The sequence below is a fragment of the Deinococcus sp. genome (genome assembly GCF_030523985.1).
Classification (GTDB): domain Bacteria; phylum Deinococcota; class Deinococci; order Deinococcales; family Deinococcaceae; genus Deinococcus.
Genome location: NZ_JAUNHK010000004.1, coordinates 1 through 12,622, shown reverse-complemented (window position 1 = coordinate 12,622; position 12,622 = coordinate 1). Strand labels below are relative to the sequence as shown.

Sequence of the window (12,622 nt, the reverse complement as noted above, 5' to 3'; positions counted from 1 at the left end):
CCCTTTTCACTTCTCAAAACAGAAGGCGAAGAGAAAAAGACCGTACCAGACGCAAAAGTACCACTTAGGCCAAACGGCAGAAAAAGCCCTAAAAAGGGTTCGGCCCTGCCTCTTAATCAGCGGGTTGTAGGTTCGATTCCTACACGACCCACCAAGCAAACCCCCGCCCCGTGCGGGGGATTTTTATTTGTCTCTCCCGCCCACGGGCGAAAGCCTCCACTTTTGCCCAGATGCTGCTACTACAGCGTTCTAGAATTTTGAAGCACTAGGAATCTGAACGGTTAGAGATAGATGAGTTTGAGTGATGCCTCTTTTAGCTGAGATTCCAGGCTACATCGCCAATCCTCTCTCCAGAGGTAAAACTATCCTGATTAACAAAACGCTGTACTACTTTGATTTCGTCAAACAGCCCAGCAGACCTAAAAAAGCTGCCCCCGACAGGCAGGGACAGCTCAGTTAGAAAAAGAAGGGTTTAGCGGCGGCGCAGCATCGCGCTGCCGATCATGCCTGCCAGGCCCACCAGACCGGCCTTCACCATGGGGTTGCTGAGGGCGCCACCCTGAGCGAAAGCGGCTTCCAGGGGGCTTTGGCCGTTCTGCACGGGAGCCTGGGCGGCCTGGGTGTAGGCGTTCCCAAGGGCCACCGGATCGCTGTAGTCGACCTGCTGTACGGGATTGGCGGGGCTACGCACGATGGCTTCGCCCACCTGCTGGCGCTGGTCGGGGGTCATCTGACCGAAGTAGTCGCGCATGATCTGGCTGCGCTCTTCGGGAGAAGCGTTGTCGAGGTAATCCTTGATGTAGGCCGCCGCTTCCTGCGGGCTGACCACACCGTCGCCGTTGGTGTCGCGGGGGTCGAGGCGGGCCATCTGCTCGTGACGGTCATTTTGTTGGAAAAACATAGGGAACCTCCTGAAGGCTGAGATAAGAAACTGTCTTGCCCAGTCAGGCTAGAGGCCACGGGTGCGGGCCGGGTGAAGCGGCGATTTAGAGGGACTTTAGACCGGAGCGCAGGCGCGAGCGCCAAACTGCTCTAGGCTGTCAGGCGTCATGCGTTCTCTGGTACTTATCGGTCACGGCTCGCGGCAGCACGCGGAAATCGCCCTACAACGGGCCGCCGAGGCGCTGCGCGAACGCGGGGTCTTCAGGGACGTGATTGAGGGGTACTGGCAGCAGGAGCCGTCGCTGCGGCAGGTGCTGCGAACGACCGCCAGCAGCGATGTCACCGTGGTCCCCATGTTTCTGACCGACGGCTACCTGACCGAGACGGTGTTGCCCCGCGAACTGGGGTTGGGCTTTCAGGGCGAGGCGCCAGCGGGGGGCGTCACGCGGGTGCTCGGCGGGCGCAGTGTGCGCTACACCCGGCCTTACGGCACCCATCCCGCCATGCAGGAGGTCATCCTGGCGCGGGCGCAGGAAGCATTGTCCGGACACGACCCGCAGGAGGCCACACTGGTGCTGGTCGGGCGGGCGACCCCCGGCCACAGCGGCAGCGAAAGGGCGCTGCACGTCCACGCCGCCGGACTGCGGGAGCGGAACCTCTTTGCCGAAGTTCGGCCCCTGCTGCTCGATTCGCCCCCCACCCCCGACCATTCGGACTGGCAAGCCCTGCAAAACCTGACCCGAACAGACGGAGCGCGGGTGGTGGTCGTGCCGTTTCTTCCCAGCGAGCAGGCCAGGAGCTACCGCTGGCTGCAAGAGCACCTCGGCGGGCTGAGCGCCGCGCTGAGTGCGCCCGTGGGCACCCACCCCGGCGTGGCCGACGTGCTGCTGAAACTGGCCCAGGAAGGCGGAGCGGGCGGCGACCTCGACCAGAACCACGCCGAAGTCTGGAAGACGCTGCTGAACTGGCTCCAGCAGCCCGGCGCGGCCCAGCGGGGACTGCGACTGGGCGAAGTGCTGCTGACGCCTGTGCACGGCGTCTACGACCTGCGCCACATGCTCGACGAAGGTCGGGCGTCCGGCGACCTGCAAACGGTGGTCACGCCCGAAGGACTGCGCGACCTGACCGCCCACGACGACGCGGGCCACTACCGCCCGGTCAGAACTTGGCGCACCCTGCCACGCGGCTGGCGAGCGGTGCTGTCGCAGGCCGACCTGCCCCTGGGCCTGCATCTGCTTTACCCTGCCGTCGTCGAAGAAACCTCGGCCTATCGCCAGCACAACCTGCACTGCACGCCTTGGCCCTCCACCGCCCGGCGGCAGACAGGCAACTTTGCGAAAGTGCAGCGGGCCACGCCGCAACAGGTCGAAGCCGTCACGGCACGGGTGTGTGCCCACTGCCTGCGAACGCCGCTCTGGGCCGGGCAAACCCTGGGGCAGACCTTTCTGGACGGGGTGCCGGGCGGTCTCCCCTGCGCCGAGGCGTGCATGACCCTGGTGGCCTCGGTGCGTGGCGAACTGAATCAGGGCTGAAAGCAGCGAGCGACGGGCCTTGAGCCGGGAATGCTCCTCCCACGTGCTGTCCCGCTCTCAGGTCAGCAGTTCTACGGCACCGCTCGCCAGGTCGTAACGCCCACCGACCACCAGCAGGTCGGGCACGCCGCGCAGCACCTCGGCCTCACGGATGGTCTGCACCGTGGCCAGCACGTGCCGCCGCAGGGTGCCTTCTGCCAAGTCACTTTCGCCTGCGGCCCGCGCCGCCTCTACGCTGGGCCGCAGGGTCGCCAGCAACGCAGGCAGGTGGCCCGGTGCGTCCTGCACGTCCCCGGCTTGCAGCGCCGCCTGGATTGCCCCGCACTGGCTGTGCCCCAGCACGACCACCAGCCGCAAGCCCAGGTGCAGCACACCGAATTCCACGCTGGCCAGCGCCGTTTGCCCCAGTACCTGCCCGGCTGTCCTCACGGCGAAGAGGTCGCCCAGTCCGCAGTCGAACAGAACTTCGGGGGCTTCGCGCGAGTCCGAACAGGCCACCACCAGCGCAAAGGGGTGCTGCCCCTGCTCGGCGATAAAGGCGCGGCGGCGCTGGCTCTCGTGGGGATGCTGCCGCCGCCCCGCCACGAAATTGCGGTTGCCTGCCAGCAGCCTCTCCAGCGCCTCGGCTGCCGTGGTCGGATGAGGATATTTGCGCCCCAGCAACGGCAGCAAAGAAAAACGCTCCGGCATGGAACCAGGGTAGGGCAATGGGACGCGGGTAGAGGGGAAAGGGAGTTGCTTCCCGGTCAGGGCAACAGCACACGTGGCTCCGGCGCAGGCCCCAGGGCGCGGCGCTGCACTTCGCGCAGGGTCTGTTCGGGGGTTTCCTGAAGGCCGTGTTTACGAAAGCTGACGGCGAGGCTCTGGGCGTCGCGTCGCAGCAGTTCGGAGAAGTTGGGGTTTTGCCTTGTGGTCAGTTGAGGAAAGTCAATGATGGTCACGGTGTTCTCCCACCACAGGAGGTTGTAGGTGCTGTAGTCGCCGTGCGCGTAGCCCAGTTTCAGCATCTGCGCCATGCCGGTCACGGCCTGTTCCCAGGCGTCGCGGGCTTCGGCAGGAGTCAGGCGCACGTCGCTCAGGCGCGGGGCAGGCTGGTCTTCTGTTCCAATCAGCCGCATCAACACGGCGGGCACGGTTTCGGCGTAGGTCTTGACGTTGGGGCCGACCAGCGGCTCAGGCACGTTCAGTCCGGCTTGCCAGAGCTGCCACAGGTGGGCATACTCGGCCATCACCCAGCCTTCCTGAAGCATGTCCAGCCCCTTGCGGCTGCGGCCTTCCATCGCCCGTTTCGCCCGCTGGTCGAGAATGACCTGACCCTCGCGGTAGACGGCGTCGTTCTTGAACGACCGGGCGGCAAAGTCGCGGTAGATCTTGAGCAGCGCCGTGCCTTTCGGCCCCTGGGCGATGTACGCCGTGGCTTCCTTGCCGCTCTTGAGTTCGCAGACCACTTCGGTGATGTAGCCGAGGTCGAGCAAGCGGCGCACCGTGTCGTCGGCGACATCGCCCGATTCGCTTCCGGTCAGGTCAGCGACTTTGCGGCGGCCTTGCGGCTTACGGGTCTTGCGGCGGAACTTTTGCCCGGACTCGGCAAATTCATCGTCCCAGTGGGCGCTCATGGTCGCGCCCCGTGTGGTTCAGTGTGGGCGTAGCCCGGAGGCAAAGGCAGGTGCAGGCAAACTTGGATCAACAATTGGACTCCATGCGGGGCCACGGTCTTGCCCCTTAGCGGTCACATTCAGACGGAAACGACGGGCCTTCATCTCGTTCTCTTTGTTGATTTCGGTCATATGCAGCACCTCCTTTACGCGGGTGTTGCGCCCAAGGTAGCAGCCGAGTGTGGTGAGGGTCACTAGGCATGGTGGCTTATACGGCTTCGAAAAATAGTTTGGGCATCCAAACTGTTTTTCCGAGCAGAGCGAGTGGAAGAAAAGACGGGGCTGGGCGACGCGGAGCACATTCGGGCGCTTTTCTCGGATGTGCGGAGTAAAGCCCAGCCCCGTATTAGCCCCCTCCAAAACCACTGTCAGAAGGCTTAGGCCGGGTGGCAGAGGCACTCAAGAACTTTCTCAAAGCACATTGAGTCGCAAGAGGAAGGTTGGCAGAGTCAGACCGCTTGCACTTGCTTGCTCAACAAGAGGAGACATGCGCTCCCACAGGTTCAAATCTTGTACCTTCCGCCACTGCGCCCGCCCCTGGGCGCTTTTTTTGTCGGCCTGCACCAGAATCTGGGCAATAAAAAACCCGCCACTCGGGCGGTTATGAAAAGAAAAATAGCGCGATATGCAGAGAATGTCAATGCTATGCAGTCGTAAAGGCCGCTCCCCAAGGGGTTTACGTTACCCTCCCCTCTATGGCTCCGACCCCCGAACGCTACGCCAAGATTCGCCGCGTGCTGCAAAAGCGCCAGCCCACCCTGACCGTCCTGATGGACGAGGTCAACAAGCCCCATAACCTCAGCGCCATCATTCGAACCTGTGACGCGGTGGGGGTGCTGGAAGCGCACGCCGTCCCGCCCAAGCACGGCACGTTGGCGACCTTCGAGGGCCACACCTACGACGCCACTTCCGGCAGCGCCCACAAGTGGGTCAAGGTTCACCCCCACGCCGACGCCATCAGCGCGGTGCGCGAGTTGCAGGGGCGCGGGTTTCAGGTGCTGGCGACCCACCTTTCGCAGCGCAGCATCGACTACCGCGAGGCCGACTACACCAAACCCACCTGCGTGCTGCTGGGCGCGGAAAAATGGGGCGTGTCCGACGAAGCCGCCGACGCCGCCGACGCCAACATCATCATTCCGATGTTCGGGATGGTACAGAGCCTGAACGTGTCCGTCGCCGCCGCCACCATCCTGTTCGAGGCCCAGCGGCAACGGCTGGCGGCGGGAATGTACGACGAACCCCAGCTTTCGCCCGACGCTCTGCACGCCCTCAGTTTCGAATGGGGCTACCCCGACCTTGCCCCCGGATACCGCGAGCGCGGCGAGTGTTACCCGGCCCTAGACGAACACGGCACCATCGTCCAGGGCTGATGGCCCGCTGAAAGGGAGCGGCGTACACTGAGGGCCATGAGTGACCTGCTTGATACCGTGCGTGGCCTCGCCAAAAAGACCGACAGCAAAATCCTGCTGGTGGTGCTCGACGGCGTGGGCGGATTGCCCCTGACCCCCGGCGACGACACCGAACTGGCGACCGCCAAAACGCCCAACCTCGACGCCCTGGCGCAGGGGTCGCAACTGGGCCTGTTCGAACTGGTCGGCGCGGGCATCACCCCCGGTTCCGGCCCCGGTCACCTCAGCCTGTTCGGGTACGCCCCCCTCAAGTACGTGGTGGGGCGCGGGGCGCTGTCGGCGGTGGGCATCGGCGTCAAGCTGAACGCGGGCGACGTGGCGGTGCGCGGCAACTTTGCGACTCTGGGAAGTGGCCGCCTGATTCTCGACCGCCGCGCCGGACGCCCCAGCGACGAAAAGAACGTAGAAATCGTGGCGAAGCTGCGGGCCGCCATCCCCGAGATCGACGGCGTGCCTGTCGAGATCTACACCGAGTCCGAGCACCGTTTCGTGGTGGTGTTCCGTGCCCCCGAAGGCCAGCCCCTCGGCGCGAACATCAGCGACGTGGACCCCCAGGTGACGGGCGTGGAACCCAAGACCGCCGTGTCCGGCGATCCCTCCAGCGAACGGACGGCCCAGCTCATCAACGGCTTTGTCACCCGTGCCGAGGCCGCGCTGAAAGACGAACCCCAGGTCAACGGCGTGCTGTTCCGTGGCTACAGCGACGTGCCGCACTTCCCCAGCTTCGAGGACGCCTATCAACTCAAGGCCGCCTGCATCGCCTCCTACCCCATGTACAAGGGCCTCGCCAGCCTGGTCGGGATGGACGTGCTGCCGGTCGAGGGCCACGAGGACGCGCTCGACGGCAAAGTGCAGGCCCTGCGCGAGAACTGGGCCAAGTACGACTTCTTCTACTTCCACGTCAAAAAGACCGACAGCACGGGCGAAGACGGCGACTTTGCCGAGAAGGTCCACAAAATCGAGATTTTCGACGAACTGCTGCCGCAACTGCTGGAACTGAAGCCCGACGTGATCGCCATCGCGGGTGACCACTCCACGCCCAGCAAGCTGAGGAGCCACTCCTGGCACCCCGTTCCGGTGCTGATTCACAGCGACTATGCCCGCCGTGACGCCGCCCAGCGCTACACCGAGGAAGAAGCCGCCAAGGGCAGCCTGGGCCTGCGCCGGGGCACCGACCTGATGCCGCTCCTGATGGCGAACGCGCTCAAGCTCAACAAGTACGGGGCGTAAGGAATTCAGAGCGGGAAAACGGAGGAGGAAGCCGCGACGGTTTCCCCTCTTTTTTTGGTTCCCTTCTCAGCGGCGGGTCAGTTTGGGGGCGCAAGCTGGGGCCATGCGTCAACTCTTTCTTTTCGCCGCGCTCAGCCTGACCTCGCTCGGCTTTTCGGCGGCCCAGGCCCAGACCGTGAGTGTCAACATAGACGCCAGCGTGCGCTTCCCGAGCCTGACCCAAACGGCATCTACCCTGCGCGACCTGCTTTCCCAGGGCGTGCAGGTGTCGTTTCTGACGCCGACTTCGCAGCCCGCCGCCACACTGAACAAGACGGGCGGCATCACCGTGCATTCGGCCACGCCGGGTGCCCTACCTGCACTGACCCAGGTGCAGGTCGCCACGCCCATTCCTGGCACGACCCAGGTGGTCAAGGAGGTCTATCCGCTGGCCCAGCCGCTGAGCGCGGCCCAGCCCATCAGCGCCCAGAGCATCGTCGTGCGCCCCACCGACGGACAGGCCCAGCCCCTCGTCAACGTGATGGGCCGTCAGGCGGCGTGGGCCAAGGCCAAAGGACTTCAGAAAAAACCCGGCGGGATGCCCCCCGGTCAGCTCAAGCAACTGTGCAAGAAAGAGCCGAAGAACAGCCTGTGTCAGGCCCAGGCTCCCTCTCATCCGGCACCGTCCAAAGGCCATGGCAAGCACTGACCCACCCGGCGCGGCCTGTCATCTTTAGCCCTGGCTCACCCGCGCCCCTGGCCCGACCGCCACACTGACGACATGCTGGACAACATTCTGAACACGGTGCGTCAGGGCGTGGAGCAGGTGCAGCGCCGGGGCGAGGAACTGACCCAAGTCGCCCGGCTGCGGGTGGAGGTCTTTCAGCTTTCACGCGACCTCGAAGGCCAATTTGCCCGCCTGGGACGCGCCTATCACAACGGGGCCGACACGGATTTGCTTCAGGGTATTCAGGCCGACATTCGCCGCACCGAGGGCGAGATTCGTGACCGCGAGCAGCTTATCGCCGAACTCGGTGACGCCGAGACGACGGGTGCCGAAGCGGAAAACCGGGCCGACCGACCGGGCGAACCGGCCTCCGCTCCGGCGGTGGTGCAGTTGACGCCGCCCCCGAAGGACACGGAACAGACCCCGCCTGACCTGCAAAAGCGCCCCGCTTCCGACGCCACCTCTACGGCCACAGCGCCTTCCATCAGCAACCGCCCCGCCTTCGTGGATACGGCGGGCGAGACGCCGGGAGAGAATTCCTCAAGCTAAGGCCCCGTCGCTCTTCATGGGGAGAGGACTCAAGCGAAAAGCCCGCCTGCTGCATCGAGGCGGGCCTTTCACTGTTTAGGGCAGACAGGGTTAGCCGTCTTCATCCTCCGGTTCGTGTTCGTCCTGCGCCGGGTTCAGGCGGGCCAGCCGCTCGGTGCGGGTCGGGCGGTCACGTTCCTCGTTGTCGGGGCCGATATCCAGGCCACTGATGAGGATTTCGCCTTGCTCGTCGCTGGGCTGTGTCATGCCGTCAGGGTAGCCGCAGCAACGTGGCGCCGGATGTATCACGGGTGAAGCCTCCCCCACCAGTCGGCCCCCTGCGCGATAGTGGAACCATGCCGTCTTCCCCGAATGTGACACCCACTCCCAGGCCGAGTAACGCCGAGCGCCTGCGCGAATTTCACCGGGCCATCGGTCTGGACTCGCCCGTTCGCCCCACACTGCCCACCGCCGAGATATTGCGCCTGCGCCAAACCCTCCTTGAGGAAGAAATGGCGGAGGTGCAGGCGGAAATGGCGGCCCTGCTCCCAAGCTTGCAATCTGGTGCGGTCACTGACCCGGCCCTCCTGGCGCCCCTCGCGCATGAACTGGCCGACCTGCTCTACGTGACTTACGGCGCCCTTGACCAGTTGGGGATTGACGCCGACGCCGTGTTTGCCGAAGTTCACCGCGCCAACCTGAGCAAAGCCAGTGGCCCCAAACGCGCCGACGGCAAGCAGCTCAAGCCCGAGGGCTGGCAACCTGCCGACGTGCGCCGGGTGCTGGAAGACCTGTCGCGCTGAGGCTCAGAACGGCGCGTCGGGTTCGGGCTGGGGACGGGCGGGCCGTGCCTGCTGGGGCCGGGGCTGCGCCGCTGGCTGACCCTGACCAGACTGACCCTGCCCCGCCGGACGCGCCGCCCCCCCAGGCACGGCGTAGCGCTCTTGCCGCTTGCCCCCCCGGAAGATGGCGAGGCTGACATATTCGATGTCGCCGTCGGCCTTTTCGCGCACGTGGGGTGGGTCGCTGACCTTGGCGCCCCGGCTGTACTTGATGGCGGCAGGCAGCTTGAGCTTGCGGCTGTCTACGGCCTCAAGTTCGCGGCGGCGGTAGGCGTGGCCCCGGTGAATGACCAGTTCTTCACCTTCCGGGCTTTTCCACTTGCGTGCCCCAATCAATGACCAGTCGAAGTCGGCCTCGTTTTCCAGCGGAAACTGGTAGCCCCCCGCCGGAATCTCGCCGCTGGTCCAGCCCAGCCGCCCGTAGTGGCGCTGCACGTCCAGCAGCTTGCTTTCGTGCTCCACGCTCACCGTCACCCGCGCTCCGAGGTCTGTCAGAAATTCGATGTGTAGCATTTGCCCTCCTCCTTATGTAAATAACATAACATACCGGAGGCTTTTCTGCTACTCCTGCGTTCATGACCCGGCAAGCCAATACGGATTCCGCCTTACGGCCTGATAAAACAGATGAGAGAGGATTTTATTCGTCTAAAAGCCAGCTTCACTAGGAACCCCTCACCCTTCCACCGCGTTGCGGCTCCCTCCCTCTCCCCTTGGTAGAGGGAAAGCTGCGCTGTTCCGACCCTCTACCAAGGGGAGAGGGCCTTCCGCTAGCAAGGGGTGAGGGGTCTTTTAGCCGTGCAGCAGAGGAGAAATCATTTTCTCATGACTTTTATCAGGCCGTAAGCGGATTCCGCTTAATTCCTGCACAGTCGGAAAGGCGCCGCCTGTGCATCCATAACGCGAAACCCGTATCTTTTCCTACTCGCATCCGCTCGGATTGAATCTGTTAGGTTCAGATTCAATCGGAATCTGTACAAGAAAACCTCACCGCCGGGGGTGAGGTCTGGTCGCCGTGAGGTTCAGAACAGGTTGAAAAAGCGGCGCTCGGCCTTGCGGGTCACCGCCACCGGGGGAGCAGGCGGCAGCAGGACGCGGCGCTGAATCCCGCAGTGGCTGCACTCGATGAGCATCGGCCCCTTTTGCTGCATGGCGTGGTTGCAGTCCATGGCGCGCTGGTAGACCGCAAAGGCCATCGCTTCCGCTTCTTCGGGGGTCGCCCCGACAGCCGTGTAGTGCGGCTGCTTCTGCTCGTCGCTGCGTCCGTCCTCGATCAGGAAAAAGGTGTGGGTATAGAGCGTGACTGCTTTCACGTCTTTGCCGTCGGGAGCCAGGCGACTGAGGGTCCCTCTGCGTTGGGAAGCGCCGTACCATTTCATGCGCGTCAGCAGACCAAAACCGCTCTTACAGCCTTATAACCCTTCCCCGTCTCTAAAGGTGGGTCAGCGCCGCCCACCCACCTTGGGGCCGGACTTGCGGACTCCGGCGTAGCGGGCTTTTTCGCGCCGCCTTTGCAGAGCGCCCGCGCTGCTCGGCGTGCCGGGTCGGGCCGCCGGAGTCTGGAACCGTTGCGGGGTAAAGGTGTCGGCGTTGAGGAAGCGGGCCGCCGGAATGTAGAGCAGCAGCACGAACAGCAGGCTTCCCCACCAAGTGTTCAGGTAGGGCTTAAGCGGCGTCAGGCTGAGCAGGCTGCTGAGGAGGGTCGCCACCAGCACGAACAGAAACAGCCGCAGCGCCAGCTTGAGCAGCTTGGTGCGGGTAAAGCCCGGCTGGGGTTCGGGGGTGGTCAGCCACTGCCAGAAGCTCATGCGCCCGACTCCCCGGTATCCGAGGCGGCGCGGCTGCGGCCCCCAGTGTGCAGGCGCTCGGCAAAGGTGTCGAGTTCGGGCCACTCGGTCTGCCCCGCCTCCAGGCTGAGGTGCAGCGCGGGCTTGTGCAGGCGCTCGGCAATACGGCGCAGGGCCGCCTGGGTCGAGCCGTCACGGGCGGGCGACACGAAAATCAGACCCGCCACCGCGCCCTTGCCGCCCAGCAGCGAGGCGGCCCCGAACAGTTCGTGTTCGCCCGCCGGGTATTTGTGACCCTCCTCCATGCGCTCGGCACGGCGCAGAGCGTCGGCATACGGCACCTGATGGCCGAACACCGGGTACAGCCCCAGTTCTTCCAGCGTGGAACGCAGGCCCGACACCAGCACGTCCTCTTGCAGCAGCGGGCGCGGGCCAATCACGCCCACGGTGAGCTGCGAGGCGCGGGACAGGGCGGGCAGGTCACTGCGGGGCGACTGGGCCAGCGGGCGCACCCGTTCGAGGGCCAGCCGCACGCCGCCGGGATTTTGCGTCAGACGCAGTCCCAACTGGGTGGCCTGGGCTTCGAGGGCGGTCAAGTCGTCGGCCCGCTCCGGCACGCTGATAAGCAGGGGCAGCCCGCTGATGCGCCGGGGCAGCAGTTCGGTCAGGGCCTCGCCCCAGGCGTCGGCGGCGACGGCGGGCCACTGCGGCACCAGCACCGCGTCCACCCGGTCGAGGGCCAGGATGCGGCCCAGCGCCAGTTGCACGACCGGGGACTCGCCCGGCAGACTTTGCGCCCCCAGCGCGAGGGCTTCGGCGTCCGCCAGGGCCGGGGCCTGGGGCGGCACCCCTAGTTCCTTGAGGTACGCCGCCCAGTAGGGGGCAAGTGGCGCAGCGGAAGAAGTGAGCAGTCCAACCTTCATTCCGGGTAGTGTACGGTGTTTGCCCTGACCTGTCCCCCGGCCCAGCGCGTATCCTGCCCCTGAGATGCCTACGCTAGACCTGCCTGCCCCCCTTCGCCGCGTTCTGCCTGCCGCCCGCTGGGAACAGGTCACGGACGGCGAAAGCGGCGCCCAGGTCTGGCGCAGCACCCGCTACGTGGTCAAAGTGCAGCCGCGCACCCCGTTTCCGGGCAGCACCTTGCAGCAGGAGCGCGAGCGGCTGCGCTGGTTCGCGGGCCGCCTGCCCGTGCCGCAGGTGGTCGCCTACGAGGAAGAAGAGGGCCGCGAATACCTCGCCATGACGCGGCTGCCCGGTATTCCCATGAGCCACCCCGACGCCGCGCTGCACCCCGAGCGGATGGTGAACCTGCTCGCCCGCGCCCTGCGCGAGTTGCACGCCCTCCCGGTGCGCGACTGCCCCTTCAACATGAGTCTGGGCATAAAGCTGTCGCTGGCCCGCGAACGGGTGGCGGCGGGCGTGGTGAATGACAGCGACTTCGACGAGGAGCGCCGGGGCCGCAGCGCCGTCAGCGTCTTCAACGAACTGGCCCGCACCCGCCCGCCCGAAGACCTGGTGGTGACGCATGGGGACGCCTGCCTGCCAAATTTCATCGTGCAGGGCGAGTATGTCGAGGGCCTGATTGACCTGGGCCGCGCCGGAATAGCCGACCGCCACACCGACCTCGCGCTGGCCTGGCGCAGCACCCGCCGCAACCTGGGCGCGGCCTACGCCGACATGCTGCTGGGCCTCTACGGACGCGAACTGGTGGACCTGGAGAAGCTGAAGTATTACCTGCTGCTGGACGAACTGTTCTGAAACCAGACGCCAGAAAGGCGCATCAGCCAGAGGCAAGGCTAGAGGATTTGACAGAAAAAAGACCCCTCACCCCTCGCTACACGAGGCCCTCTCCCCCTGGTAGAGGGTCGAAAGCTGCAAGCATTTCTTACGTTAAATGCTCCGGCTATCCGCCATCTGCCATCCGCTCTCTGCGACCAAAAAAATGCCGCCTCACTCAGGAGGCGGCACCCGGAAACCGGAACTTTATTCTTCGTCGGTGGAGCGGTTGGCCCAGCCCCGGTCAACGCGGGCGCGGGGGCGGAACTCGCTTTCCT

The 12,622-nt window shown here is 65.1% G+C and carries 16 protein-coding genes and 1 tRNA gene; 8 read left to right on the top strand and 9 right to left on the bottom strand.

What is annotated here, in order from left to right:
- Positions 1-472: 472 nt before the first annotated feature.
- Entirely contained in the window at positions 473-901 is a 429-nt protein-coding gene (locus Q4C89_RS01370; protein WP_303100817.1) for a hypothetical protein, read from the bottom strand.
- Positions 902-1,049: 148 nt separating this feature from the next.
- Between Q4C89_RS01370 and Q4C89_RS01365 the strand changes: the two genes are divergently transcribed.
- Positions 1,050-2,414, top strand: coding sequence for a DR2241 family protein (locus Q4C89_RS01365; protein ID WP_303100816.1), 1,365 nt, complete (start codon positions 1,050-1,052; stop codon positions 2,412-2,414).
- 57 nt (positions 2,415-2,471) lie between these two features.
- Here the strand turns inward: Q4C89_RS01365 and Q4C89_RS01360 are convergent, their stop codons facing one another.
- Genes Q4C89_RS01360 through Q4C89_RS01350 form a run of 3 tightly spaced genes read right to left on the bottom strand, consistent with a single transcriptional unit; the run spans position 2,472 to position 4,201 of the window.
- Positions 2,472-3,104: a carbonic anhydrase gene (locus tag Q4C89_RS01360; protein WP_303100815.1), complete on the bottom strand. Its 633-nt coding sequence runs from the start codon at positions 3,102-3,104 to the stop codon at positions 2,472-2,474.
- Positions 3,105-3,160: 56 nt separating this feature from the next.
- On the bottom strand, positions 3,161-4,030 hold the full coding sequence (locus Q4C89_RS01355) for a serine protein kinase RIO (RefSeq protein WP_303100814.1): 870 nt from the start codon (positions 4,028-4,030) through the stop codon (positions 3,161-3,163).
- 18 nt (positions 4,031-4,048) lie between these two features.
- A complete protein-coding gene (locus Q4C89_RS01350) occupies positions 4,049-4,201 on the bottom strand; it encodes a hypothetical protein (protein WP_303100813.1) in 153 nt (50 codons plus the stop codon).
- 302 nt (positions 4,202-4,503) lie between these two features.
- Here Q4C89_RS01350 and Q4C89_RS01345 point away from each other — a divergent pair.
- The 5 genes from Q4C89_RS01345 to Q4C89_RS01325 all read left to right on the top strand — a co-directional run bounded on the left by Q4C89_RS01345 (position 4,504) and on the right by Q4C89_RS01325 (position 7,963).
- Positions 4,504-4,594: transfer RNA gene (locus Q4C89_RS01345), tRNA-Ser, on the top strand.
- Between the two features lie 170 nt (positions 4,595-4,764).
- Positions 4,765-5,439, top strand: a complete 675-nt coding sequence (gene trmH / locus Q4C89_RS01340) for a tRNA (guanosine(18)-2'-O)-methyltransferase TrmH (protein ID WP_303100812.1) — start codon at positions 4,765-4,767, stop codon at positions 5,437-5,439.
- Between the two features lie 36 nt (positions 5,440-5,475).
- On the top strand, positions 5,476-6,708 hold the full coding sequence (locus tag Q4C89_RS01335; protein ID WP_303100811.1) for a 2,3-bisphosphoglycerate-independent phosphoglycerate mutase: 1,233 nt from the start codon (positions 5,476-5,478) through the stop codon (positions 6,706-6,708).
- A gap of 103 nt (positions 6,709-6,811) precedes the next feature.
- On the top strand, positions 6,812-7,396 hold the full coding sequence (locus Q4C89_RS01330; protein WP_303100810.1) for a hypothetical protein: 585 nt from the start codon (positions 6,812-6,814) through the stop codon (positions 7,394-7,396).
- A gap of 72 nt (positions 7,397-7,468) precedes the next feature.
- Positions 7,469-7,963, top strand: coding sequence for a hypothetical protein (locus Q4C89_RS01325; RefSeq protein ID WP_303100809.1), 495 nt, complete (start codon positions 7,469-7,471; stop codon positions 7,961-7,963).
- 90 nt (positions 7,964-8,053) lie between these two features.
- Here Q4C89_RS01325 and Q4C89_RS01320 read toward each other — a convergent pair whose 3' ends face one another.
- Complete coding sequence (locus Q4C89_RS01320) at positions 8,054-8,209, bottom strand: hypothetical protein (RefSeq protein WP_303100808.1); 156 nt, start codon at positions 8,207-8,209, stop codon at positions 8,054-8,056.
- Between the two features lie 89 nt (positions 8,210-8,298).
- Here Q4C89_RS01320 and Q4C89_RS01315 point away from each other — a divergent pair, with 89 nt between their 5' ends.
- Complete coding sequence (locus tag Q4C89_RS01315) at positions 8,299-8,745, top strand: hypothetical protein (protein WP_303100807.1); 447 nt, start codon at positions 8,299-8,301, stop codon at positions 8,743-8,745.
- A 3-nt stretch (positions 8,746-8,748) separates the two neighbouring features.
- On the opposite strand, the gene ddrB is transcribed toward Q4C89_RS01315, so the two are convergent.
- From ddrB to Q4C89_RS01295, 4 genes are all read right to left on the bottom strand, one after another.
- Entirely contained in the window at positions 8,749-9,297 is a 549-nt protein-coding gene (gene ddrB, locus Q4C89_RS01310) for a single-stranded DNA-binding protein DdrB (RefSeq protein ID WP_303100806.1), read from the bottom strand.
- Positions 9,298-9,803: 506 nt separating this feature from the next.
- Entirely contained in the window at positions 9,804-10,160 is a 357-nt protein-coding gene (locus Q4C89_RS01305) for a hypothetical protein (RefSeq protein ID WP_303100805.1), read from the bottom strand.
- A 63-nt stretch (positions 10,161-10,223) separates the two neighbouring features.
- Positions 10,224-10,589: a hypothetical protein gene (locus Q4C89_RS01300; protein ID WP_303100804.1), complete on the bottom strand. Its 366-nt coding sequence runs from the start codon at positions 10,587-10,589 to the stop codon at positions 10,224-10,226.
- A complete protein-coding gene (locus Q4C89_RS01295; RefSeq protein ID WP_303100803.1) occupies positions 10,586-11,491 on the bottom strand; it encodes a hypothetical protein in 906 nt (301 codons plus the stop codon). The genes Q4C89_RS01300 and Q4C89_RS01295 overlap by 4 nt, the downstream gene beginning before the upstream one ends.
- A gap of 64 nt (positions 11,492-11,555) precedes the next feature.
- On the opposite strand from Q4C89_RS01295, the gene Q4C89_RS01290 reads away from it, so the two are divergent.
- Positions 11,556-12,326, top strand: a complete 771-nt coding sequence (locus tag Q4C89_RS01290; RefSeq protein WP_303100802.1) for an APH(3') family aminoglycoside O-phosphotransferase — start codon at positions 11,556-11,558, stop codon at positions 12,324-12,326.
- Positions 12,327-12,622 lie beyond the last annotated feature (296 nt).